The sequence below is a fragment of the Kitasatospora sp. NPDC088742 genome, from assembly GCF_055584905.1.
Window position 1 is genome coordinate 235,382 of the sequence record NZ_JBVJLD010000004.1, and the last position, 22,274, is coordinate 257,655.

Sequence of the window (22,274 nt, forward strand, 5' to 3'; positions counted from 1 at the left end):
CGGGGGACCCCCGAGGCGCTGCGACGGACCCGCCCGGGACGGCACCGGCCCCGCCCCCTCGACGGTGGAGGGAGCGGGGCCGGTGCGGGGGCTCAGCCCTCGGCGGGCTGAGTCACCGTCAGGCTCAGGCGCGGCTGTGGCGGCCGCGACGGCGCAGGGTGTAGACCGCGGCGCCACCGGCGATCACCAGCGCACCGGCGATGCCCGCGACCAGCGGGGTCTGACCGCCGCCACCGGTGTTGGCCAGGACCGGACCGGTCGGGCTGGCCGACGGGGTGGCGCTGGTGCTGGGGCTGACGCTGCTGCTGGCGGAGACCGAGGGCTTCGGGCTCGGGGTCTCGGCGGTGTCGGTCTTGCAGTTCAGCACACCGGTGAACTGGGCCACCTCGCCGTGGGTCAGTGGGATCTTGATGTCGTACGGGGAGTCCTCGGCGACCTTGACCGGGACGCTCTTGCTGCCGCCCGGCGGGACGGTCACGGTCTGACCGGCCAGCGTGAAGGTGAAGTTCTGGTCGCCGTTGTTGGCGACGGTCACCACGACGGCGCCCTGGACGCAGTCGACCTTGGCGGAGGCGGCCGGGCTCGGGCCGGTGGGGGCCCAGGCGACCGAGGCGCTGGCGGCGGCCTTGACCGGCTCGGAGCCGGCCAGGATCAGGGTCTGGCTGTGCTTGTTCTCCTTGCCGACACCGACGAAGGCACGGCCGACCGAGACCTCGGCGGCGGTGGTGGCCTTGATCGCGGCGCTGCCGGCGACCGCACCGGCGGCGGACTTGGCGTAGACCTGGTCGCCGTTCTTGGCGGTGGTCACCGCCTTGCCGTTCTTGTCGGTGAGGGAGAGGCCGGCCTTGGTGCCCGCCTCGTCCAGGGCCAGCGAGACCGAGGAGCCGTTGGTGGTGACGGTGATCGGACCGAGCAGGTCACCGCTCTTGCCCGACACCGAGGTCGGGTTGAGGGTGAGGGTCGGCTTCGGCTCGTCGAGCTTGATCGCCTTCTGGCTCAGGTAGTCGGCGAGCTTGACGGCCTTCTCGTTGTTGATCGGAGTCGCGTTGACCCCGTCGGAGAGGCGCCAGATCGCGGCCTGGGTGGCGACGGCCGCGTCGTCCTCGGTCAGCCCCGCGATGCCGCTGGCCGTGGAGAGCGCGGCCGGCTTCACCTGCGGGTAGGAGTTCTTGAGGATCCAGAGGATCTTCCCGGCCTCGGTCGGCTTGTCCGCCAGCGAGGTGGAGGACCAGCCGGTCTCGGTGTAGTCCGCGCTCTCCTGGGTCGGGTTCAGGAGGTCGATGCAGTACGTGTCGAGGGTCTTCTCGTCCTCGGTCGCGAGCTGCAGGATGCCGCCTTGGACCTTGTGCTCCTGGCCGTTGCGGTCGTACTTGATGCTGCCGCTGTGCCGAACGCCGGGCAGCAGCTTGGCCTTGGTACCGGTCGAGCCCGGCGTGTCGGCCGCGGACGCGACCGCTGCCATCCCGCCGCCGACGAGCATGCTCGTCGCGAGCATGACAGCACCTATGCGGGAAAGTGCCCGCCCCTGCTTGTGGAACATCTCGACCCCTCCGGGCTGGGCGTTGCCGATGGCAGCCCGCCTTGCAAAGCGACGCACGCTGTGACACCGCCGCACCAGTGTTGAACCAGACGCATCCTATTGACGGATGAGCGCCAGCAAACCTCCGTGCCGAACCAGGACGGTTCCGTATCTATATTGTTATCAAGCAGCTGATCACAAGGGCGTGCTGACGATCCGCCAGATTCTCACGATCAATCAAGCCGGTTTCCGCTTCGGCACTCCCCCGGCCCGGAAGTGCCCCGAGGCGGTCGGAGCCGGACTCATCCCGTGACTACTCGATCAACTCCCGCATTTCCGCCACCTCCCTGCTCCAACTCCCGCACACCAACCACCTCTCCTTCCCCATCCACCCCATCCACCCCGACCGCCACCGGGACGCGCCCCGGCTCGGCCCGGGGCCCGCCCGGCACCTCCCCCGGCACCTCCCCCGACGCCCCACTCGACGCCCCGCCCGACGCCCCGGCGGCCACGGCCGCCCGCCGGGAGCCCACCGCCGCGAGGATCCACTCCGGCACCGCCTGCTCGGCCGGGGCCGGCTCCCGGTCACCCGGTGGCGGCGGCCCGGCCACCGGATCGTCCCGGCCCGAACGACCGCCCACCAGCTCGGGTTTGGCCTGCACCGCCCAGCGGAACGCCGTCGTGCCACGCCCGAGGTCGTGCCCCACCACCCGGGCGTCGATCTCCACCACGCAGTGCCGCCGCTCCGGCTCGCCCCACTCCCGGACCCTCAGCCGGCCGCTCACCACGACCGGGTCGCCCTTGCTCAGCGAGCTCACCACATTGGCGGCCAGCCAGCGCCAGGCCTTCACCGTGACCCAGCTGGTGTCCCCCTCCACCCAGCCGCCCTTCTCCCGGTCGTAGCGGCGCTCGGTGGCCGCCATCCGGAAGTTGGCCACCGGCACACCGGCGGCGGTCTGCGAGTAGTTCACCACCGTCGCGACATTGCCGATCATGGTCACCATCGAGTCGTTCACCGGAACACCTTCCGTCCGTCGGGAATCACCCTGCGGAATCGCCCGCGGAACCGAGGGTGCCCCCTCCGGGAAAATGCACGGAGAAGTTCCGAAATCCTGTGGACAACTCGGGCATGGGGATAACCGATGTCACTCTCCGGAGTGAATCAATCGCATTTCCGGCTGACTTGACGTCACCTTTTCGGGGCCATGACAACACTCTCGCCCCGAGAGCTCCGGCCGACCGCCCGCCGACCCTCCCGGGCCCCGCCGCCGGTCGGTGCGCCGCCCGGGCATCCCTGCACGTCACCCGGGGCCCGTAAGGCCGAAAACCTCCCCCACCCGGCCACCGGACCTGGGCATTCTCCGCACCGAATCCATAACAGGTGGGGAGACAGCCCCGTAACGACTGCACAACGTCCGCCGCCAGAAGCCGTCAGAGCGCTGCGCACCCGGCCGCCACCTGCGATTATCGGACCGCTCAACCGGCTCGACACACCCGGCGAGGTGCGTGAAGACCCGGACGAGTATCTGGGCACCCTTATCCTGTCCCGGACCTCGCACGCCGACCGAAGCCCTCCCGGGCCGACGTCGTCACGCCCCCATAGCTCAGCGGATAGAGCACCCGCCTTCTAAGCGGTAGGTCGCAGGTTCGAATCCTGCTGGGGGCACCACCCCGCCCCGACGGGCCCGCTCCGACCCCCGGCCCCCGTCGCCACCCCTCGGGGGGTGTCCGGTCAGAGGGTGTCCAGGTACCCCTCCAGCAGCGCCGCCTGACGCTCCGCCGGGAACTCCTCCGGCGACAGCAGCGCCTGCACGACCAGCCCGAGCGCGAAGGCCTGCACCCCCGCCGCGACCTCCGCCGCCGGCCGCTCCGCCGACAGCTCCCCGGCCCGCTGCGCCGCCTCCACCAGGGCGGCGTTCCGTTCCCTGGCCCGCCGGTACCGCTCCGCGTGCCGGGCCGCCAGCTCCGGATCGGCCAGGGCGGTGTCCCAGGAGCTGACCCAGATCCGGTTCCCCGCCACCGACTCGGGCGTGGTCGGCAGGATGTCGAGCAGCACCTCGCGAAGCCGCTCCAGCCCCTCCGCCCCCGGCGCCCCGGCGCCGGGCACCCCACCGCCGGCCGGCTCGGCATCGGACGGCTCCGCATCGGGCAGCCGTTCCCGGGCGTCGCGGTCCAGCAGCTCCAGCGCGTACGAGAGCAGCGCCCGCTTGTTCGGGAAGTAGTGCGTGAGCAGACCGGTGCTGGCCCCGAGCTCCGCCGCCACCGCACGGAGCGTCAGGCCGCTGAAGCCGCGCTCGGCGAGCACCCGCCAGACGGCTGCGGAGACGTCGTTACGGCGGGCGGAGTGGTCTCCACGGGCGGGCGGCATGGCGCTAGGGTACCTACCAAACGTTTGTTATGCATGTACGACCAGCCGCCCACAGGAGGCCCCGTGTTCGCCGTACCCCTCGCCGAGGGCGCCGAGCTGCGCCCGTTGGAACCGTGGCAGGCCGAGGAGTTCCTCGCCCACATGGACCGGGCCCGCGACAACGTCAACCCGTACGTCCCCTGGGCCACCCGCTCCACCGACCTGGAGTCGGCCACCGCCACGCTGCAGGGCTTCGCCGACCGGCAGGCCGCCGACGCCCGCCGGCTGTTCGGCATCTGGCTGGACGGCACGCTGGTCGGCGGCGTGATGTTCGTGGCCTTCGACGCGGAGCAGGGCAACTGCGAGATCGGCGCCTGGACCGAGCCGGCCGGCCAGGGCCACGGCCTGATCAGCGCCGCCACCGCCCGCCTGCTGGACTACGCCTTCACCGAGCGCGGCCTCCACCGGGCGGAGTGGCACAACAGCACGGTCAACCCGCGCAGCCGCGCGGTGGCCCAGGGCCTCGGCTTCCAACTGGAGGGCGTGCTGCGCAAGTCGGCCCTCTACCGGGGCGAGCGCCTGGACTACGAGCTCTGGGCGATCCTGGCCCCGGAGTGGGCCGAGAAGCGGGGAGGCTCCGGGCGTGCCTGACAGCTCCTGGACCACCTGGCGCCCCGTCAGCGCGCCCGAGGACCGCACAGCGCTCGGGACGGCGGGCCGGAAAACCATGTGACAGGCCGGGCCGGACGGCCGAGGATCGGAGGTCGTCCGGCCCGGTCCTCCCCGACCGGTCCGGCCACCGGGCCCACGGGCCCCGCCCGCACCCGCGCCTCTGACCGGTCGGAGTCCCGATGGCCCAGCACCGCACCGTCCCCGCGCTCTTCCCGCCGCCCGGCTACGCGCACACCGCCGTGGTCGAGGCCGGCGAGCGGCTCGTCTTCCTGGCCGGCGGCGTGCCGCTGGACGCCGACGGGACGCTGGTCGGCCCGGGCGATCCGGTGGCCCAGGCCCACCAGGTGCTGGCCAACCTGGAGACGGCACTGGCCTCGGTCGGCAGCTCGCTGGACCGGGTGATCGCCTCCACCGTCTACGTGGTGGCCGACCGGCCCGGCCCGCTCTCCACGGTCTGGGACGTGGTCGACGCCTCGGCGCTGCACGACGGCCCGCACACCTCGACCCTGCTCGGGGTCTCCACCCTCGGCTACACCGGCCAGTTGGTGGAGATCACAGTCACCGCCGTGGTGCCGGAGCCGTCCGCCGTGGAAGGCTGAGCCGACCCACCCTCAGGAGGCGGCCTTGACCGAGCAGTTCGACACCGGCGTCCCCGGCCTGCGCGCCGACGTGGACGGTGCCGTCGCGACCCTGGTCCTGGACCGCCCCGAGCGGCGCAACGCCGTGACGCTCGCGATGTGGCGCGCGCTCCCCGGCGTGCTCGACCGGCTGGCCGCCGCCCCCGGCGTGCGTGCGCTGCTGCTCACCGGCGCGGGCGGCACCTTCAGCGCCGGCGCCGACATCGCCGAGCTCTCCGAGGTGTACGCGGACCCCGACCGGGCCGAGGCCTACCACGCCCGGAACGTCGCGGCCGAGCAGGCGCTGGCCGCCTTCCCGCACCCGACCGTCGCGGTGGTGCACGGCCACTGCGTGGGCGGCGGCTGCCAGTTGGCGGTCGCCTGCGACCTGCGCTTCGTCGCGCACGACGCCCGCCTCGGCATCACCCCGGCCAAGCTGGGCGTGGTCTACCCGGCGGTGCCGACCACCCGGCTGGCCCGGCTGGTCGGCCCGGCCCGGGCCAAGTACCTGCTGTTCTCCGGCGAGTTGGTGGACGCCCGGCGGGCCGAGTTGTTCGGCCTGGCCGACGAGGTGCACCCGGCGGCCGAACTGGACGCCCGGGCGCGCGAGTTCGCCGCGCTGCTGGCCACCCGCTCCCCGCAGACCATCGGCGCGGCCAAGGCCGCCCTGGAGGCCGGGCCCGGGGTCGAGGACGCGCACGCCGCCCTCGCCCCCTGGGAGCGCAAGTCCCGCCGGAGCCCGGACGTCCGGGAGGGCCTGGCCGCCTTCCTGGAGCGCAGGCCCCCCAGGTTCTAGTGCCGTGCCCGGCAAGGTTTGCCCCGTCGCGTCGTTCGGTGCGTGCTGTCGGCGTGCCGGGCGAAGGCCCGTCGTAGCGGAGCTACCCGGGCTTTTGGCCGGTGCGGCGAGAGTGCGTGCCGGGCGGCGTGACGGGGCAAACCTTGCCGGGCACGGCACTAGCGGGCCCCCGAAGGTCTAGCGGATCGGCATCCCCGAGATGGCCCGGGCGATCACCAGCCGCTGGATCTCGCTGGTGCCCTCGAAGATGGTGTAGATCGCGCTGTCCCGGTGCATCCGCTCCACCGGGTACTCCCGGGTGTAGCCGTTCCCGCCGAGCAGCTGCATCGCCTGCGAGGTCACGTACTTGGCGGTCTCGCCCGCGTAGAGCTTGGACATCGAGCCCTCGGCGGAGGTGAACGGCTGGTTGGTGGCCGCCATCCAGGAGGCCCGCCAGACCAGCAGCCGGGAGGCGTCGATCCGGGTCTTCATGTCGGCCAGCTGGAAGGCCACGCCCTGGTTGTCGATGATCGGGCGGCCGAACTGGACCCGGGTCCTGGCGTAGTCCAGCGCGACCTCGTAGGCGGCCCGGGCGATGCCGATGGCCTGCGCGCCGACGGCCGGGCGGGAGGCCTCGAAGGTGGCCATCGCCGCGTTCTTGCCACTCTTGCGGACGCCCTCGCGGGCCCGGGCCAGGCGCTCGTCGAGCTTCTCCTTGCCGCCGAGCAGGCAGCTGCCGGGCACCCGGACGCCGTCCAGCACCACCTCGGCGGTGTGCGAGGCGCGGATGCCGTGCTTCTTGAACTTCTGACCCTGGCTCAGACCCGGGGTGCCGGGCGGCACCACGAACGAGGCCTGGCCGCGCGCACCGAGCTCCGGGTCCACGGTGGCCACCACCACGTGGACGTGGGCGATGCCGCCGTTGGTGGCCCAGGTCTTGGTGCCGTTGATCACCCACTCGTCCTTGGCCTCGTCGTAGACGGCGCGGGTGCGCAGCGCGGAGACGTCCGAGCCGGCGTCCGGCTCGGAGGAGCAGAAGGCGGCGAGCTTGACGTCCTCGGGGGTGCCGAACATCTGCGGCGCCCAGGTGCCGATCTGCTCGTCGGTGCCGTTGGCCAGCACCGCGACGGCGGCCAGGGTGGTGCCGGTGATGGCCAGGCCGAGCCCGGCGTCGCCCCAGAACAGCTCCTCCATGGCGATCGGGATGCCGACGCCGGAGGGGTCGAAGAACTGCTGGGCGTAGAAGTCCAGCGAGTAGATGCCGAGCTTGGCCGCCTCCTGGATGACCGGCCAGGGGGTCTCCTCGCGCTCGTCCCACTCGGCCGCGGCCGGGCGCATCACGTCGGCGGCGAAGCCGTGCAGCCAGTCCCGGACGGCGAGCTGGTCCGGGCCGGGGTCGAGGGAGAAGGTGCTCATACGGGGTGCCTCCGGTCGGTGTCGTCCCATGCCGTGGGGTGTTACCCCCGGTAACATGCCCGGAGTCTGCTACTGATTGGTAGGCCTGTCAACGTCCACCCCACGTCCACCGCCACGTCCACGCCCAGGGAGCAGCACATGCCGGACGAGCCCCGCCGCGAGCAGTTGCTGAACGCCGCCGACCGGGTCGTGCAGCGGGACGGCCCGGGCGCCAGCATGAACGCCATCGCGGCCGAGGCCGGGATCACCAAGCCGATCCTCTACCGCCACTTCGGCGACCGGAACGGCCTGATCAGCGCCCTGACGGAGCGTCACACCGGCGGCCTGCTGGCCGCCGTCCGGGCCGCGCTGCACGAACCGCTGGAGCGCCGCGACCGGGTCGAGCACGTGCTGGACGTCTACCTGGCCGGCATCGAGTCCCGCCCGCAGGTCTACCGGCTGATCACCCAGGGCGGCGACCAGAGCCGGGCCGCCGGGCAGGCGCTGGCGCCCGCGCTCCAGCAGATCGCCGACGAGATCACCAAGGCCGTGCAGGCGCAGGTCGACCTCGGCCCGGACGGGCCGCTGCTCTCGGAGACCTGGGGCCGGGCGATCACCGGCATGGTGCTGGCCGCCGGGGACTGGTGGCTGGACCAGAAGCCCTGCCCGCGGGCCCGGATGGTGCAGGCGCTGGCCGACCTGCTCTGGGGTCGCCTCGCGGCCGCCGCCGCACTGCCGGGAGCGCTCGGCTGATCCGCGAATATGAGCCTTCCTCACCTCTTGTGCCCACCAGGGGCCTGGGGCAGGATCGGCGCACCCCCTAGCCGCGAGGTGTCCCGTGCGTGCTCGACGTACCGCCGCCGCTCTCTCCCTGGCCGCCGCCACCGCCCTCACCGGCCTGGCCGCCCCCGCCACCGCCTCGGCCCACCAGCAGCAACCGCTGTTCCCCGCAGGCACGTTGACCACCGCCGACGGCCGCACCCACCTCACCGACGCGCACGGCCGGGTGGTCCAACTGCGCGGCTTCAACGTGGACAAGTACGCCGAGGCGACCGAGGCCGACCTGCGCGCGGCGGCCGCCCAGGGCTTCACCCTGGTCCGGGTGGCGGTCTCCTGGACCAGGCTGGAGCCCACCCGCGGTCGGCTCGACCCCGCCGAGCTGGCCCGGCTGCACCGGGTGCTCGACTGGGCCGAGAAGTACCGGCTGCTGGCCCTGGTCGACTTCCACCAGGACGTCTACGGGCCGAAGTTCGGCGGCGGCGACCGCGGCATACCGCTCTGGGCCACCCGCGACGACGGCCTGCCGTTCGAGCCGGACCCGGACGACTGGTTCGCCGGCTACTACCAGCCCGCCGTGCAGGCCGCCTTCACCCACCTCTACGACGACGCCGACCTGCGCCGCTGGCAGGCCGACTTCTACACCCGGCTGGCCCGCGAACTGCGCGGCCACGGCTCGCTGTTGGGCTACGACCTGTTCAACGAGCCGTCCGGCCCGATCCCCGGCGACCCGACCGACCCGGCCGTGCTGGTGGCCGCCTCCGCCGCCCTGGAGCGTGACCGGCTGCCGGCCATGTACCGGCGGCTGATCGCGGCGGTCCGCCAAGTGGACTCCCGCGCCTGGCTGTTCGTCGAGCCGACGGTCCTGGTCGGCCTGGGCGTGCCCACCGAGCTGCCGCCGTTCGCCGACCCGCGCCCGGGCGCCGACCGGATCGGCTACGCCCCGCACTTCTACGACACCGCCGTCGAGGCCGGGAAGGACTGGGACCCGTCCGGCGGCTTCGTGGAGAACTACCAGGCCGCCATCACCGCCTACCCGACGGCCCACCGGCTGCCGGTGATCGTCGGCGAGTGGGGCCCGCCCAGCGCCCGCACCCCCGGCAACCGCGAACTGGTGCGGCGTCAGACCACCGCCATGTCCGCCTTCGCCGACGGCTGGGCCATGTGGTACTGGTGCAAGGGCAGCGGCGGCTACTGCGCGCTCGACCCGCAGGGCCGCCCGGCCCCCGGCCACGAACCCGCCTTCGCCCCGTACGCCCGGGCGCTGGCCGGCACCCCGCAGGGCGAGGCCTTCGAGGGCGGCGCCTACTCCCTGACCTTCACGGCCGGCGGCCGCACCGCCGGGGGCAGCGGCGGCTGGACCGAGATCACCCTGCCCGCCACCGCCTACCCGGGCGGCGCGAAGGTCACCGTCTCCGGCACTCGCGCCTCGGTGGTGGACGTGGAGCAGCCCCGGGACGGCCGGGCCGGCACCGCCCGGGTGCTGCTCCCACTGGCCCGCCCCGGCACGGTGGTCACGGTGCGGATCACCGGCCGGTAGCGGGCCCCTGACGACACGTCAGGACGGTCAGCCGTCCAGGCCCCGGCGGGCCAGCAGCGGCTCCAGCTCGGGTGCGCGGCCCACCACGTTCCGGAAGCAGGTCAGCGCGTCCACGCTGCCGCCCCGGGAGAGCAGCTCGGCCCGGAAGACCTCGCCGCTCTCCCGGACGCCGCGCCCGTTGGTCTCGAACCAGCGGACGGTGTCCGCGTCCAGCACCTCGGACCAGATGTACGCGTAGTACCCGGCGCTGTAGTCGTTCGAGAACACGTGGCTGAAGTAGGTGGTCCGGTAGCGCGGCGGGATCAGCGGCTCGGCCAGCCCGGCCTTCGCCAGCGCGGCCGCCTCGAACTCCTGCGCGTCCTCGACCACTTCACCCGCCGGCAGGGTGTGCCAGGCCCAGTCCAGCAGCGCCGCCGCCAGGTACTCCACGGTCCGGAAGCCGTAGCCGAACTTCTCGGTGGCGGCCATCCGCTCCACCAGCTCGGCGGGCAGCGGCTCGCCGGTCAGGTGGTGCCGGGCGTAGTTGGCCAGCACCTCGGGCCGGGTCATCCACATCTCGTTGACCTGCGAGGGGAACTCCACGAAGTCCCGCGGCACCTCGGTGCCCGCGAAGAACGGGAAGCGCACCGCCGAGAACAGCCCGTGCAGCGCGTGGCCGAACTCGTGGAAGAGCGTGCGCACCTCGTCCCAGGTGAGCAGGGCCGGCTCACCATCCGCCGGGTGGCCGATGTTCAGGTTGTTCACCACCACCGGCCGCCGGCCCAACAGCTCGGACTGCTGGACCAGTTCGTTCATCCAGGCGCCGCCGGTCTTGGACTCCCGGGCGAAGAAGTCCCCGATGAACAGCCCCAGCGAGGAGCCGTCCGCCTCGAACACCTCGAAGACCCGGGCCTCCGGGTGGTACGCCGTCAGCTCGGCCCGCTCGGTGAAGGTCAGCCCGTACGCCAGGTTCGCGGCGAAGAACACACCGTCGTGCAGCACCCGCTCCAGCTCGAAGTACGGGCGCAGCTCGGCGCTGTCCAGCTGGTACTCGGCCTGCCGGACCTTCTCCGCGTAGAACTGCCAGTCGTGCGCCCCGAAGTCGGTGACCCCGTCGAGCCGTTCGGCGAACTCGGCGAGCTTCTCCGCCTCCTTGCGGGCGTTGGCCACGGCCGGCGGGATCAGCTTGGCGAACAGCTCCTCCACCGCCTCCACGGTCCCGGCCGTCTCGTCCGCCACCACGTACGCGGCGTGGCTCGGGTAGCCCAGCAGCGCCGCCCGCTCGGCCCGCAGCGCGGCCAGCTCGGCCGCCAGCGGACCGTTGCCCTCCACCGCCCGCTCCAGCGAGGCCTCCAGCAGCCGGGCCCGCACCGCCCGGTCGGTGAGGTCCGCCAGCTCGGACTGGTTGGAGAAGTTCTTCAGGCTCAGCACGTACTTGCCGTCCTGGCCCAGCGCCCGGCCGTTGGCCGCGGCCGCCGCCACCGCGCCCGGCGCCAGACCGGCCAGCCGCTCGGCCTCGTCCAGTACGAGGGCGTTGGCCCGGGTGCCGGTGAACACGTTCTGCCGGAAGGCCGACTCGGCCGTCGCCAGCCGGGAGTTGAGGTCCCGCATCCGCTGCTGCTGCGCCTCGTCGAGACGGACGCCGGCCCGGACGAAGCGGGCGTGGTGACGCTCCAGCAGCCGCAGCGCCTCGGCGTCCAGGCCGAGCTCGGCCCGCCGCCCGTACAGCGCGTCGAACCGGGCGAACAGGGCCTGGTCCAGCAGGATCGCGTCCTGGTGCGCGGCCAGCCGGGGGCTCAGCTCGGCGTCCAGCTCCTGCAGCTTCGGGGTGGTGTCCGAGGCGTTCTTGTTGTCGAAGACCAGCCGGACCCGGCGCAGTAGGGCGCCCGAACGCTCCATCGCCTCCACCGTGTTGGCGAAGCTCGGCGGCTCCTCGGAGGCCGCGATGGCGGCCGTCTCGGCGAGCTGGTCCGCCATGCCGCGCTCGAAGGCGGGCAGGTAGTGCTCTTCCCGGATCGCGGCGAAGGGCGGCAGTTCGAACACCAGGGTGCTGGGCACGAAGAAGGGATTGTCCGTCATGCCCGCGACCCTACTCGCCCGGCCGAGCGGCGAACCCAGGTGGCCGCCCCGGGGGCGTGGGTTGGTGGTCACCCCGGAGGCGCGGGGAACTGCACGAGTCGGAAGGCGCCTCACCTGCAACACACGCACCGTCAGACAGTTGCACGTGCTGCCTTTCCACGGCGCGCAGTTCCCCGCGCCCCCGGGGTAGCCACTTTCGTCGGTGGTCACGGGTAGCGTCGGGGCCGAAAGTCTGTTCCGGTGCGTGCAAGGAGGCCCCGTCGTGGTGGCGAGGATCGCGGTGGTGCCTGCGGAGCACGGCCCCGGCGGGCGGATGGTGGAGCTGGCCGAGGACGGGCGGCCGGTGGGCGGGCCGGTGAAGGTGGCCGACCTGGCCGCGGCGGTGGCCGAGCGGGAGGCCGCGGTCCAGCCCCGCTGGGTGTTCGCCTCCGTCGAGAGCGCCTACGCTCCGCTGCTGCCGCGGCAGGTGGCGAGGTGTCACGACCTGCGCCTGGTCGAGGCGCTGCTGCTCGGCCACGAGGGCCGCTGGGGCGAGCCCCGCAGCCTCGGCGCGGCCTGGGCCCGGCTCCAGGGCTCCCCCGTCCCGCCCGACCTCCCGGAGGCCGCCGGAGGCGGGGAGCAGGAGAGCCTCTTCGCCCCCGACCGCCTCCAACTCCCGCCCGGCACCGACCCGCTGGCCGCCGTGGTGGCCGTCCACGCCGACCAGCTGCGCCGGATCGGCGAGACCGAGCACCCGGGCCGGTTCCGCCTGCTGGTGGCGGCCGAGTCGGCCGGCGGCCTGCTGGCCACCGAGATGGCGCGTGACGGCCTGCCCTGGCGGTCCGACCTGCACGACCGGCTGCTCACCGAGCTGCTCGGCCCCCGTCCGCACGTCCCCGGCACCCAGCCCAGGCTGCTCTCCGAGCTCGCCGTCGAGCTGCAGCGCGCGCTCGGCGGCCGCCCGTTCAACCCGGACTCGCACGCCCAGGTGCTCAAGGCCTTCGCCGACCAGGGCATCCGGCTCACCTCCACCCGCAGCTGGGAGGTCCGCGGCGTCGACCACCCGGCGGCGCCGCTGCTGATCCGCTACAAGGAGCTGTCCCGGATCCACGCCGCGCACGGCTGGGCCTGGCAGGACACCTGGGCGCGCGGGGGCCGGTTCCGGCCGGAGTACGTGGTCGGCGGGGTGGTCTCGGGCCGGTGGGCCAGCCGGGGCGGCGGGGCGCTGCAGATCCCCCGGGTGCTGCGCGGCGCGGTGGTGGCCGATCCGGGCTGGGCCCTGGTGGTGGCGGACGCCGCGCAGCTGGAGCCCCGGGTGCTGGCCGCGCTCTCCGAGGACGCCGGGATGGCCCGCAGCGCGGCCGGCGGCGACCTGTACGCGGCGCTGGCCGCCACCGCCTTCCAGGGGGACCGGGAGAAGGCCAAGCTCGGCCTGCTCGGCGCGATGTACGGCCAGACCAGCGGGGACATCGGCCCGCTGCTGGCCACCCTGCGCCGCCGCTACCCGGCCGCGATGGGCTACGTGGAGGCGGCCGCCCGCACCGGCGAGGAGGGCGGCATCGTCCGCTCCCGGCTGGGCCGCACCTGCCCGCCGCCCTCGGCGGACTGGCTGGACCTGACCGAGGCGCCGGACACCTCCGGGGAGGCGGGCGGCCGCTCGGCCCGGGCCCGCGGCCGCTTCACCCGCAACTTCGTGATCCAGGCCAGCGGGGCGGACTGGGCACTGGCCCTGCTGGCCGCCCTGCGCCGCCGCCTGAGCGCCCTGGCCGACGGCCCGGACCGCCCGCACCTGGTGCTCTTCCAGCACGACGAGGTGGTGGTGCACACCCCGGTGAACATGGCCGACGCGGTGTCCGCCGCGGTGACCGAGAGCGCCGACGAGGCCCGGCGGCTGGTCTTCGGCGACACCCCGGTGCAGTTCCCGCTCACCACGGCCGTGGTGGAGAGCTACGCCGAGGCCAAATGAGTCCCTGACGTCCGGTCAGAACTTTCGGAAGCCCCGGGCGTCCTCGGCCGCCGCCACCACCTCGTCCAGCCCCCCGCCGGCCGAGGCGGTGACCACGGCGGCCACCGCGCCCTCCACGAACGGGGCGTCCACCAGCCGCACCCCGCCCCGGGGGTGGTCCTCCAGCGCGGCCACCGTGGTCAGCACCGAGCTGCCCAGGTCGGCCAGCACCACCACCCCCGCCGGGCTCCAGGCCCGCGCCACCTCCCGCACGATCAGGTCGTAGCTGGTGCCCAGGCCACCGTCCTCGGTGCCCGCCGCCAGCCGTACCACCACCTGGCCGGAGCCCAGTTCGGCCAGCAGGTCGCGGAGCCCGGCGGCCAGGCCGGGGCTGTGCGAGACCAACACGATGCCCACGTGGTTGCCCATGCCCCCGACCCTAACGGCGGTCACCCCGCCTGCCCAGACGACCGGTTCGCGCCGAGCGTGTCGTATCTCCCGCCCCGGCGCCGCCCGTTGACGTAACGTCGGCCGGAGGATCCGTTCGAGGGAGGACCACCGGTGAAGAAGCTGATCAACGCCCCGGAGGACGTGCTCACCGACGCGCTGGCCGGATTCGCCGCCGCCCACCCGGAGCTGACGGTGGACCTGGAGCAGCGGGTGATCCACCGCACCGGCCGCCCGGCCACCCCCAAGGTGGCCCTGGTCTCCGGCGGCGGCTCCGGCCACGAACCCCTGCACGGGGGCTTCGTCGGCCCCGGCATGCTCGACGCCGCCTGCCCCGGCGAGGTCTTCACCTCCCCCGTGCCCGACCAGCTGCTGGCCGCCGCCCGGGCCGTGCACAGCGGCGCGGGCGTGCTCTTCGTGGTGAAGAACTACACCGGCGACGTGCTCAACTTCGAGCTGGCCGCCGAACTCGCCGAGGAGGAGGGCATCGAGGTCCGCACCGTGCTGGTGAACGACGACGTCGCCGTCGAGGACTCCACCTGGACGGCCGGACGGCGCGGCACCGGAGCCACCGTCCTGGTCGAGAAGTGCGCCGGGGCGCTCGCCGAACGGGGCGCGCCGCTCGACGCGGTGGCCGCCCTCGGCGCCCGGGTCAACGCCGCCTCCCGCTCCTTCGCCATCGCCCTCACCGCCGCCACCACCCCCGCCGCCGGCAAGCCGGGCTTCGACCTCCCCGAGGACGAGATCGAGGTCGGCGTCGGCATCCACGGCGAGCCCGGCCGCCGCCGCGAACCCCTGCGCCCCGCCGCCGAACTCGCCGCCGAGGTGGTCGACACCGTCCTCGCCGACCACACCCTCGGCGCCGGGGACGAGGTGATCGCCCTGCTCAACGGCCTCGGCGCCACCCCGCTGCTGGAGCTCTACGTGCTCTACGGCACCGTCCGCGACCGCCTCGCCGAGCGCGGCATCACCATCGCCCGCAGCCTGGTCGGCAACTACGTCACCAGCCTCGACATGGCCGGCTTCTCCCTCACCCTCACCAAGGCCGACCCCGAACTCCTCGACCACTGGGACGCCCCCGCCACCACCCCCGCCCTGCACCGCCCCTGAGAGGACGTCACCCCGTGGACACCACACTCGCCCTCGCCTGGCTGCACGCCGCCGCAGCCACCGTCGAGAAGCACCAGCAGGAGCTCACCGACCTCGACACCGCCATCGGCGACGGTGACCACGGCACCAACCTCCGGCGCGGCTTCGCCGCCGTGCTCCCCGCCGTCGAGGGCCTGGACTCCCCCGGAGCCGTCCTCACCAAGGCCGGCACCACCCTGATCTCCAAGGTCGGCGGCGCCTCCGGCCCCCTGTACGGCAAGGCCTTCCGCGCGATGGGCGGCGCCCTCACGGCCGGCTCCCCCTTCGCCGACGCCCTCGACGCCGCGCTCGCCGCCGTCCGGCAGCTCGGCGGCGCCGCCCCCGGCGACAAGACCATGGTCGACGCCTGGGCCCCCGCCGTCGCCGCCTACCGCCGCACCGGCTCCTACGCCGAGGCCGCCACCGCCGCCGAACAGGGCGCCACCGCCACCACCCCGCTCCAGGCCCGCAAGGGCCGCGCCTCCTACCTCGGCCCCCGCAGCACCGGCCACCAGGACCCGGGCGCCACCTCCACCGCCCTCCTCCTCCGCGCCCTCGCCGACGTGGCCTGAGCTGCCGCACCCGGCTGCGCCCCGCAGGGGCGCGAGTCGGAAAGCGGCTCACCTGCAACTGAGGCTCCGTCAGCCAGTTGCACATGCTGCCGTTCCCCAGCCCAGCCCGTACCTACCTCAGCCGTCGGTCCTGCTGATCAGCAGCAGCAGCGCGTCGTCCCCCAGCTCCCCGCCCGTGTGCGCCAGCAGGTCCGCGTACACCCGCCCCACCGCCGTCTCCAGCTCCGCCGCCGAGCGCGCAGCGTCCCGCACCAACGGCCCCACCCGCTCCGCCAACGGATAGAACTCCACCACCCCCGCCGGCGCCCCCTTCCTCCGCGCCTCCACCACCCCGTCCGTGCAGAGCACCAGCACGTCCCCCTTGCCGAACGCCGCCTCCATGCTCGTCGGCACCCCCGCCGCCATCGCCCCCAGCCCGAGCGGCACCCACGGATCGTCGGCCTCCAGCACCGTCACGGTCCCGTCCCGGGAGACCACGATCGGCGGCACGTGCCCGTAGTGCACCAGCTCGACCACCCCCGGCCGCCGGAACTCCGCGAACAGGGCGGTGGTGAACTCCCCGTCCGGGACGTGCCGGTCCACGCTGACCTCGACCCGGGCCGCCACCCCCGTCAGCCCGCTCTCGTCGTAGGCGGCCTCGCGGAACGCGCCGAGCACCACCGCCGCCGTCTGCACCGCGCCCAGCCCCTTCCCCCGGACGTCCCCCACCAGCACCCTGGTCCCGTTCGGGGTCTCCAGCACCGAGTAGAGGTCGCCGCCGATCCGGGCGGAGTCCGCCGCCGAGGCGTACCGCACCGCGAGCCGCAGCGGCCCGACCACCGGCCCGGGCGGGCGCAGCAGGGCGCGCTGGGCGGCCTCGGCCACCGAGGAGACGGCGGCGAAGGCGGCCGCCCGCCGCATCCTGATCCCGGCCACCCAGGCGCTGAACAGCGAGAGCACCACGTAGCTGACCACCGCGCCGAACAGGAACTGACCGTTGTTCAGGTTGGCCACCTGGTCGTAGTGGCCGAGGCCGATCAGCGCCAGGAAGCCCAGCAGGCAGACCACCAGCAGTTCCAGCGGCCGCAGGGTGAGTGCGGCCATCGAGGGGACCACGACCATCAGCGGGGCGAGGTAGCTGTCCCGGCCGGTGGCCAGGTCGGCCACCACCACCAGCAGCAGGGCGCTCAGCGCGGGCGTGGCCCGGCGCCGCCGGGAGAGGTCCTGGAGGTCGGTGGCGAGCAGGGCCCGCTCACGCCGGGCGGGTGACAGCCCTGCGGCCTTGGGCACCGTGGGCGACTGAGCGCGGGCAAACCGGGACACATACCGAACATAGCGGAGAAATCGACCAAGGCCCGCGCGTCCCGGGGGCAATCCGGCCCGAAATGACCCTTTTGTCATACCGTACGGACGACGTGACGCCCCATCACCCCACTCGCCCCGTCCACCGAGGGAAGGGTCCTCGCCGATGTCCGACCAGGTCCGCACCACGCAGACGACCGCCCCGCCGAGGCCGAAACCGACCTACTGGCTGAAGCTCTTCCTGACCGGCCTGGCGCTCTGGGTCGCCACGGTCGTGGTCACCTTCTTCACCGACAACAGCAACCTGGTGCCGACCATCGTCCTGCTCGGCAGCTTCCTGGTCCCGGCCACCTTCGTGGTCTGGGCGTACGAGCGCTTCGCGGACGACGTCGGCCTGGAGCGGATCGCCGCCTGCTTCGGCGTCGGCGGGATCATCGGCGTGCTGGGCGCCTCGGTGCTGGAGACGTACCTGCTCTCCCCCTCGGTCTGGATGTACCTCGGCGTGGGCCTGATCGAAGAGGGCGTGAAGCTCGGCGCCCTGATCCTGGTCGCCCGCCGGATCCCGGTCGCCGGACTGCGCCACGGCCTGGTCCTGGGCGCCACGGTGGGCGCCGGCTTCGCGGCCTTCGAGAGCGCCGGCTACGCCTTCAACGCGGTGCTCACCATCCAGGGCCTCTCGCTCAAGGACCTGGTGGAGACCGAGATCCTGCGCGGCATCCTGGCCCCGGTCGGCCACATCCTGTGGACCGGGATCATGGGCGGCGTGCTGTTCCGCGAGCGGCGCGGCACGCACTTCCGGCTCAACGGGCCGGTGCTCGCCACCTACCTCGGCGTCTCCCTGCTGCACGCGCTCTGGGACAGCATGAGCGGCATCGCGGTCTGGCTGGTCGCCCGCACCACCACCAGCGACTTCCAGCGCTCGCTGTTCGAGCTCGGCTACATGCCCACCCCGACCGAGCAGCAGGTGCACCTCTACACCCTCTACGACACCCTCGGGCTGATCCTGATCTCACTCGGCGGCCTGGCCTGGCTCCGCTCCCTGGTCCGGCAGGACAGGGCCGAGGCGGCCCCGGCCACCTGACACAGCGCGCACCCGTCCACGGGCGGCTCCGGGATACTCCGGGTGCCGCCCGTTCGGCGTCCCCGGGGCGCGGCCGTACGGACGGTCGCACACCGAGAGTCGCCACGCGGTTACTCTCGGCTGGCGAACGTGACGACCGCAACACCGTCCGCAGATCGCCGCCCGATGCGGGGAATACCCCCTGGGGGTATGGTGTTATCAGAGTCGAGCCCCGGGCAGCGGGGCACGGAATCCTGCGGAAGCCCATCGGGAGGCACCCATGTCCAGCACCGTCACCTACTCCGTCTCCGGCATGACCTGCGGCCACTGCGAGAAGTCCGTCCACGAGGAGGTCTCGGCCCTGCCCGGCGTCCTCCAGGTCCTGGCCGACGCCAAGGCCGGCACCGTCACGGTCTCCTCGGACGCCCCGGTCGACGAGGAGCAGCTGCGCGCCGCCGTGGACGAGGCCGGGTACGAGCTGGTCGGCCGCACCGCCTGAGCCCCCACCCCCTCCGGGGGCCGCCCGCCGGCCCCCGGGGCACGACCCGAGGAGAGCAGCCAGCGATGAGCACCACCGCACCGGGCATAGAGCCCGACGCCGTCAACGACCGGGTGGAACTCGCCATCGGCGGGATGACCTGCGCCTCCTGCGCGGCCCGGGTCGAGAAGAAGCTCAACCGGATGGACGGCGTCCAGGCCATCGTCAACTACGCCACCGAGAAGGCCCGGGTCGACTTCGGCCCCGAGGTGAGCGTCGCCGACCTGATCGCGACCGTGGAGCGCACCGGCTACACCGCCGAGCTGCCCGCCCCGCCGGCCACCGAAGCCCCCGCGTCCCCCGGCGAGCCCGCCAAGGCCGCCGATCCGCTCCGTGACCGGCTGGTGGTCAGCACCCTGCTGACCGTCCCGGTGGTCCTGCTGTCCATGATCCCGGCGCTGCAGTTCGACAACTGGCAGTGGCTCGCCTTCGCCCTCACCGGCCCGGTGGTCTTCCACGGCGGCTGGCCCTTCCACAAGGCCGCCTGGACCAACCTCAAGCACGGCGCCGCGACCATGGACACCCTGGTCTCGCTCGGCACCCTGGCCGCCTTCGGCTGGTCGGTCTGGGCACTGTTCTGGGGCCACGCCGGGATGCCCGGCATGCGGCACGAGTTCTCCCTCGCGGTCGGCGGCGCCGACGCCGCCTCGACCCTCTACCTGGAGACCGCCGCCGGGGTCACCGTCCTGATCCTGCTCGGCCGCTGGCTGGAGGCCCGCTCCAAGCGCCGCGCCGGCGCCGCCCTGCACGCGCTGCTCGACCTCGGCGCCAAGGAGGTCGCGGTGCTCCAGGACGGCCGCGAGGTCCGGCTGCCGGTGGGTCGACTGACCGTCGGCATGCGGTTCGTGGTCCGCCCCGGCGAGAAGATCGCCACCGACGGCACCGTGGTCGAGGGCACCTCCGCCGTCGACGCCTCGATGCTCACCGGCGAGTCGGTGCCCGTCGAGGTCGGCGTCGGCGACACCGTCACCGGAGCCACAGTCAACGCCGGCGGCCGCCTGGTGGTCGAGGCCACCCGGGTCGGTGCCGACACCCAACTCGCCCGGATGGCCAAGCTGGTGGAGGACGCGCAGAACGGCAAGGCCGCCGCCCAGCGCCTGGCCGACCGGATCTCCGCCGTCTTCGTGCCCGTGGTCATCGTGCTCGCCCTGGCCACCATGGTCACCTGGCTGCTCGTCAGCGACAGCCCCACCGAGGCCTTCACCGCCGCGGTCGCCGTGCTGATCATCGCCTGCCCCTGCGCCCTCGGCCTGGCCACCCCGACCGCCCTGATGGTCGGCACCGGCCGGGGCGCCCAGCTCGGCATCCTGATCAAGGGCCCCGAGGTGCTGGAGACCACCCGCAAGGTCGACACCATCGTCCTGGACAAGACCGGCACCGTCACCACCGGAAAGATGACCCTGCTCGCCGTCCACACCGCTGACGGCGTGTCGGAGGAGGACGCGCTGCGGCTGGCCGGAGCCCTGGAGCACGCCTCCGAGCACCCCATCGCCGCCGCCGTCGCGGCCGCCGCCACCGACCGCCTGGGCACCCTGCCTCCGGTCGAGGGCTTCGAGAACATCCCCGGCCGCGGCGTCCAGGGTGTCGTCGAGGGCCACGCCGTGATCGCCGGCCGGGAGGCCCTGCTCGCCGACTGGGCCCAGCACCTGCCACCCGCCCTGGCCGATGCCAAGACCGCCGCCGAGCAGGCCGGGCGCACCGCCATCGCGGTCGGCTGGGACGGCCAGGCCCGCGCCGTCCTGGTGGTCGCCGACGCCGTCAAGCCCACCAGCGCCGAGGCCGTCACCCGGCTGCGCGCCCTCGGGCTGCGGCCCGTGCTGCTCACCGGGGACAACGCCGCCGCCGCCAAGGCCGTCGCGGCCGAGGTCGGCATCGACGCGGCCGACGTGATCGCCGAGGTCCTCCCGGAGGACAAGGTCGCCGCCGTCCGCGCGCTCCAGGCCGAGGGCCGCTCGGTCGCCATGGTCGGCGACGGGGTCAACGACGCCGCCGCCCTCGCCCAGGCCGACCTCGGCCTGGCCATGGGCACCGGCACCGACGCCGCCATCGAGGCGGGTGACCTGACCCTGGTCCGGGGCGACCTGCGCTCGGCGGCCGACGCCATCCGGCTCTCCCGCCGGACCCTGGCCACCATCAAGGGCAACCTCTTCTGGGCCTTCGCCTACAACGTCGCCGCCATCCCGCTCGCCGCCGCCGGACTGCTCAACCCGGTGGTCGCCGGGGCCACCATGGCCTTCTCCTCGGTCTTCGTGGTCACCAACAGCCTGCGTCTGCGCCGCTTCGACGCGGCCCGCTGACCGGGAGCCGACACAGCGTCAGGGCCCGGGACGGACAACCGTCCCGGGCCCTGACGGCGTCTCAGCGGCCGAGCAGCTCCCCGCCGTTGCAGTGCAGGATCTCGCCGGTGATGAAGCCCGCCTCCCGCGAGGCCAGGAAGTAGACCGCCGCCGCGACCTCGCCGGACTCGCCGATCCGCCCCAGCAGGGTGCGGGCCGCCCGGCGGGAGACCTCCGCCTCGTCCAGCCGGGGGCCGAAGAACTCAGTGCCCGAGACGGTGCCCGGTGCCACGATGTTGGCCGTGATGCCGGAGGTGCCGAGTTGGGCGGCCAGGAAGTGGTTCCAGGCGTGCAGGGAGGCCTTCGCGGCCCCGTACGAGCCGGCCCCGCGTAGGGCGGCGATCGAACTGACCGTCACCACCCGCCCGCTGCCCTGGGTCAGCCGGTCGCGGAGCGACTCGGTGAGCAGCACCACGGTGAGCACGTTCCGCTCGAAGTCCCCGCGCCAGCGGGCCAGCAGGGCGTGCGGGCCGCCGCCGATCACGGTCTCCCGGCTGCCGGCGTTGTTCACCAGCACGTCCACCTGGGCGGGCAGCGAGTCCAGCGCGACCTCCACCGCGTCCGGGTCGGCCAGGTCGCAGACCAGCGGGGAGACGTTCGGGCCGAGGTCGGAGGCGGCTCTCTCCAGGACCTCCCGGCGGCGGCCGACGATCACCACCCGCTCGCCCGCCTCGGCGAAGCGGCGGGCCACCTCGTACCCGATGCCGGTGCCACCGCCGGTGACGACGACGTTCCTGGCCATCTGCGCACTCCCTCCCTGCTCCGGCCACCGCAGCTGAGGGCGCGGCGGTCCGTCCCGGAATGGGTCGATTCCTATCACGCTCGGTTGCGGCGACTGTGGGGAGGGTGACGTTGCCCGTCTGAGATGGTGTGGTATGTGCCGTGTACCGGCCATGCAGCCGGTCATGCACGGAGCGTGGAGAGAGCCAACTCACACCCCCTCCCCGTAACTTTGCGACCCCAGACACGTCTTACCTTTGTAGTACGACGGCTCCGGCCGTCGGGACGGGGCTCCGGCGGGCCCCGGTACGGCTGCCGAACCGTTTCGGCGGCCTCGCGCACGACGCCGGGGAGCGGTAACAGGCTTCGGAACGCTTTGAGCGGCCGTTCCGGGTCACCAGGACCGCCCCCGGGCGTCGTGCGCCGCGGGAACGCGGGAGGGGGGGGGGGGGCGGGGGGGGGGGGGGCGGGCCCGGGGGGGGGGGGGGGGGGGGGGGGGGGGTGGGGGGGGGCACGGCGACCGGGGAGGCGATGGTGCCGAGGCCCTCGGCGGTGGCGACCCGGACCT

The 22,274-nt window shown here is 73.8% G+C and carries 19 protein-coding genes and 1 tRNA gene; 12 read left to right on the plus strand and 8 right to left on the minus strand.

All coding sequences use genetic code 11. From position 1 onward, the window contains the following. Nucleotides 1-124 precede the first annotated feature (124 nt). Entirely contained in the window at nucleotides 125-1,495 is a 1,371-nt protein-coding gene (locus ACZ6ZR_RS06630) for a Cys-Gln thioester bond-forming surface protein (protein WP_465640017.1), read from the minus strand. Nucleotides 1,496-1,821: 326 nt separating this feature from the next. Beyond that, the gene (locus ACZ6ZR_RS06635) at nucleotides 1,822-2,535 is read right to left on the minus strand and encodes a single-stranded DNA-binding protein (RefSeq protein ID WP_465640019.1); all 714 of its coding nucleotides are present in this window, start codon (nucleotides 2,533-2,535) and stop codon (nucleotides 1,822-1,824) included. A gap of 577 nt (nucleotides 2,536-3,112) precedes the next feature. Here ACZ6ZR_RS06635 and ACZ6ZR_RS06640 point away from each other — a divergent pair. Further along, nucleotides 3,113-3,188, plus strand: a tRNA-Arg gene (locus ACZ6ZR_RS06640). Nucleotides 3,189-3,251: 63 nt separating this feature from the next. Here the strand turns inward: ACZ6ZR_RS06640 and ACZ6ZR_RS06645 are convergent. Continuing rightward, complete coding sequence (locus ACZ6ZR_RS06645) at nucleotides 3,252-3,887, minus strand: TetR/AcrR family transcriptional regulator (protein WP_465640021.1); 636 nt, start codon at nucleotides 3,885-3,887, stop codon at nucleotides 3,252-3,254. A gap of 63 nt (nucleotides 3,888-3,950) precedes the next feature. On the opposite strand from ACZ6ZR_RS06645, the gene ACZ6ZR_RS06650 reads away from it, so the two are divergent. The 3 genes from ACZ6ZR_RS06650 to ACZ6ZR_RS06660 all read left to right on the plus strand — a co-directional run bounded on the left by ACZ6ZR_RS06650 (nucleotide 3,951) and on the right by ACZ6ZR_RS06660 (nucleotide 5,951). Then, entirely contained in the window at nucleotides 3,951-4,517 is a 567-nt protein-coding gene (locus ACZ6ZR_RS06650) for a GNAT family N-acetyltransferase (RefSeq protein ID WP_465640023.1), read from the plus strand. Between the two features lie 200 nt (nucleotides 4,518-4,717). Further along, on the plus strand, nucleotides 4,718-5,137 hold the full coding sequence (locus ACZ6ZR_RS06655; RefSeq protein WP_465640025.1) for a RidA family protein: 420 nt from the start codon (nucleotides 4,718-4,720) through the stop codon (nucleotides 5,135-5,137). A 25-nt stretch (nucleotides 5,138-5,162) separates the two neighbouring features. Then, nucleotides 5,163-5,951 carry an enoyl-CoA hydratase/isomerase family protein gene (locus tag ACZ6ZR_RS06660; protein ID WP_465640027.1) on the plus strand — a complete coding sequence of 263 codons (789 nt, stop codon included), beginning with the start codon at nucleotides 5,163-5,165 and terminating at the stop codon, nucleotides 5,949-5,951. A gap of 177 nt (nucleotides 5,952-6,128) precedes the next feature. Here the strand turns inward: ACZ6ZR_RS06660 and ACZ6ZR_RS06665 are convergent, their stop codons facing one another. Continuing rightward, nucleotides 6,129-7,346, minus strand: a complete 1,218-nt coding sequence (locus ACZ6ZR_RS06665) for an acyl-CoA dehydrogenase family protein (protein WP_465640029.1) — start codon at nucleotides 7,344-7,346, stop codon at nucleotides 6,129-6,131. Between the two features lie 138 nt (nucleotides 7,347-7,484). Between ACZ6ZR_RS06665 and ACZ6ZR_RS06670 the strand changes: the two genes are divergently transcribed. Continuing rightward, nucleotides 7,485-8,078, plus strand: a complete 594-nt coding sequence (locus ACZ6ZR_RS06670) for a TetR family transcriptional regulator (protein ID WP_465640031.1) — start codon at nucleotides 7,485-7,487, stop codon at nucleotides 8,076-8,078. A gap of 85 nt (nucleotides 8,079-8,163) precedes the next feature. Continuing rightward, complete coding sequence (locus ACZ6ZR_RS06675) at nucleotides 8,164-9,642, plus strand: cellulase family glycosylhydrolase (RefSeq protein ID WP_465640033.1); 1,479 nt, start codon at nucleotides 8,164-8,166, stop codon at nucleotides 9,640-9,642. Nucleotides 9,643-9,669: 27 nt separating this feature from the next. Here the strand turns inward: ACZ6ZR_RS06675 and ACZ6ZR_RS06680 are convergent, their stop codons facing one another. Then, nucleotides 9,670-11,700, minus strand: a complete 2,031-nt coding sequence (locus tag ACZ6ZR_RS06680) for a M3 family metallopeptidase (protein ID WP_465640035.1) — start codon at nucleotides 11,698-11,700, stop codon at nucleotides 9,670-9,672. Nucleotides 11,701-11,962: 262 nt separating this feature from the next. Between ACZ6ZR_RS06680 and ACZ6ZR_RS06685 the strand changes: the two genes are divergently transcribed. Beyond that, nucleotides 11,963-13,645, plus strand: coding sequence for a bifunctional 3'-5' exonuclease/DNA polymerase (locus ACZ6ZR_RS06685; RefSeq protein WP_465640037.1), 1,683 nt, complete (start codon nucleotides 11,963-11,965; stop codon nucleotides 13,643-13,645). 15 nt (nucleotides 13,646-13,660) lie between these two features. Here ACZ6ZR_RS06685 and dhaM read toward each other — a convergent pair whose 3' ends face one another. Continuing rightward, nucleotides 13,661-14,053, minus strand: coding sequence for a dihydroxyacetone kinase phosphoryl donor subunit DhaM (dhaM, locus tag ACZ6ZR_RS06690; protein WP_465640039.1), 393 nt, complete (start codon nucleotides 14,051-14,053; stop codon nucleotides 13,661-13,663). Nucleotides 14,054-14,185: 132 nt separating this feature from the next. Here dhaM and dhaK point away from each other — a divergent pair, with 132 nt between their 5' ends. Further along, a complete protein-coding gene (gene dhaK / locus ACZ6ZR_RS06695) occupies nucleotides 14,186-15,181 on the plus strand; it encodes a dihydroxyacetone kinase subunit DhaK (protein ID WP_465640041.1) in 996 nt (331 codons plus the stop codon). 14 nt (nucleotides 15,182-15,195) lie between these two features. Further along, nucleotides 15,196-15,771 carry a dihydroxyacetone kinase subunit DhaL gene (gene dhaL, locus ACZ6ZR_RS06700; protein WP_465640043.1) on the plus strand — a complete coding sequence of 192 codons (576 nt, stop codon included), beginning with the start codon at nucleotides 15,196-15,198 and terminating at the stop codon, nucleotides 15,769-15,771. 117 nt (nucleotides 15,772-15,888) lie between these two features. On the opposite strand, the gene ACZ6ZR_RS06705 is transcribed toward dhaL, so the two are convergent. Further along, the gene (locus tag ACZ6ZR_RS06705) at nucleotides 15,889-17,073 is read right to left on the minus strand and encodes a PP2C family protein-serine/threonine phosphatase (RefSeq protein WP_465640045.1); all 1,185 of its coding nucleotides are present in this window, start codon (nucleotides 17,071-17,073) and stop codon (nucleotides 15,889-15,891) included. Nucleotides 17,074-17,218: 145 nt separating this feature from the next. On the opposite strand from ACZ6ZR_RS06705, the gene ACZ6ZR_RS06710 reads away from it, so the two are divergent. The 3 genes from ACZ6ZR_RS06710 (at nucleotide 17,219) to ACZ6ZR_RS06720 (ending at nucleotide 20,947) form a co-directional block, all read left to right on the plus strand. After that, on the plus strand, nucleotides 17,219-18,133 hold the full coding sequence (locus ACZ6ZR_RS06710) for a PrsW family intramembrane metalloprotease (protein WP_465640046.1): 915 nt from the start codon (nucleotides 17,219-17,221) through the stop codon (nucleotides 18,131-18,133). 259 nt (nucleotides 18,134-18,392) lie between these two features. After that, complete coding sequence (locus ACZ6ZR_RS06715) at nucleotides 18,393-18,611, plus strand: heavy-metal-associated domain-containing protein (RefSeq protein WP_465640048.1); 219 nt, start codon at nucleotides 18,393-18,395, stop codon at nucleotides 18,609-18,611. Nucleotides 18,612-18,676: 65 nt separating this feature from the next. Then, a complete protein-coding gene (locus tag ACZ6ZR_RS06720) occupies nucleotides 18,677-20,947 on the plus strand; it encodes a heavy metal translocating P-type ATPase (protein ID WP_465640050.1) in 2,271 nt (756 codons plus the stop codon). A 61-nt stretch (nucleotides 20,948-21,008) separates the two neighbouring features. Here ACZ6ZR_RS06720 and ACZ6ZR_RS06725 read toward each other — a convergent pair whose 3' ends face one another. Further along, complete coding sequence (locus tag ACZ6ZR_RS06725) at nucleotides 21,009-21,728, minus strand: SDR family NAD(P)-dependent oxidoreductase (protein ID WP_465640052.1); 720 nt, start codon at nucleotides 21,726-21,728, stop codon at nucleotides 21,009-21,011. Nucleotides 21,729-22,274: the final 546 nt, after the last annotated feature.

Excerpts from the sequence above, each read along its gene's own strand:
- ACZ6ZR_RS06630 (WP_465640017.1), bottom strand. The coding sequence starts at position 1,495 with ATGCTCGCGACGAGCATGCTCGTCGGCGGCGGGATGGCAGCGGTCGCG.
- ACZ6ZR_RS06645 (WP_465640021.1), bottom strand. The coding sequence starts at position 3,887 with ATGCCGCCCGCCCGTGGAGACCACTCCGCCCGCCGTAACGACGTCTCC.
- ACZ6ZR_RS06655 (WP_465640025.1), top strand. The coding sequence starts at position 4,718 with ATGGCCCAGCACCGCACCGTCCCCGCGCTCTTCCCGCCGCCCGGCTAC.
- ACZ6ZR_RS06665 (WP_465640029.1), bottom strand. The coding sequence starts at position 7,346 with ATGAGCACCTTCTCCCTCGACCCCGGCCCGGACCAGCTCGCCGTCCGG.
- ACZ6ZR_RS06670 (WP_465640031.1), top strand. The coding sequence starts at position 7,485 with ATGCCGGACGAGCCCCGCCGCGAGCAGTTGCTGAACGCCGCCGACCGG.
- ACZ6ZR_RS06680 (WP_465640035.1), bottom strand. The coding sequence starts at position 11,700 with ATGACGGACAATCCCTTCTTCGTGCCCAGCACCCTGGTGTTCGAACTG.
- dhaM (WP_465640039.1), bottom strand. The coding sequence starts at position 14,053 with ATGGGCAACCACGTGGGCATCGTGTTGGTCTCGCACAGCCCCGGCCTG.
- ACZ6ZR_RS06710 (WP_465640046.1), top strand. The coding sequence starts at position 17,219 with ATGTCCGACCAGGTCCGCACCACGCAGACGACCGCCCCGCCGAGGCCG.
- ACZ6ZR_RS06715 (WP_465640048.1), top strand. The coding sequence starts at position 18,393 with ATGTCCAGCACCGTCACCTACTCCGTCTCCGGCATGACCTGCGGCCAC.
- ACZ6ZR_RS06720 (WP_465640050.1), top strand. The coding sequence starts at position 18,677 with ATGAGCACCACCGCACCGGGCATAGAGCCCGACGCCGTCAACGACCGG.
- ACZ6ZR_RS06725 (WP_465640052.1), bottom strand. The coding sequence starts at position 21,728 with ATGGCCAGGAACGTCGTCGTCACCGGCGGTGGCACCGGCATCGGGTAC.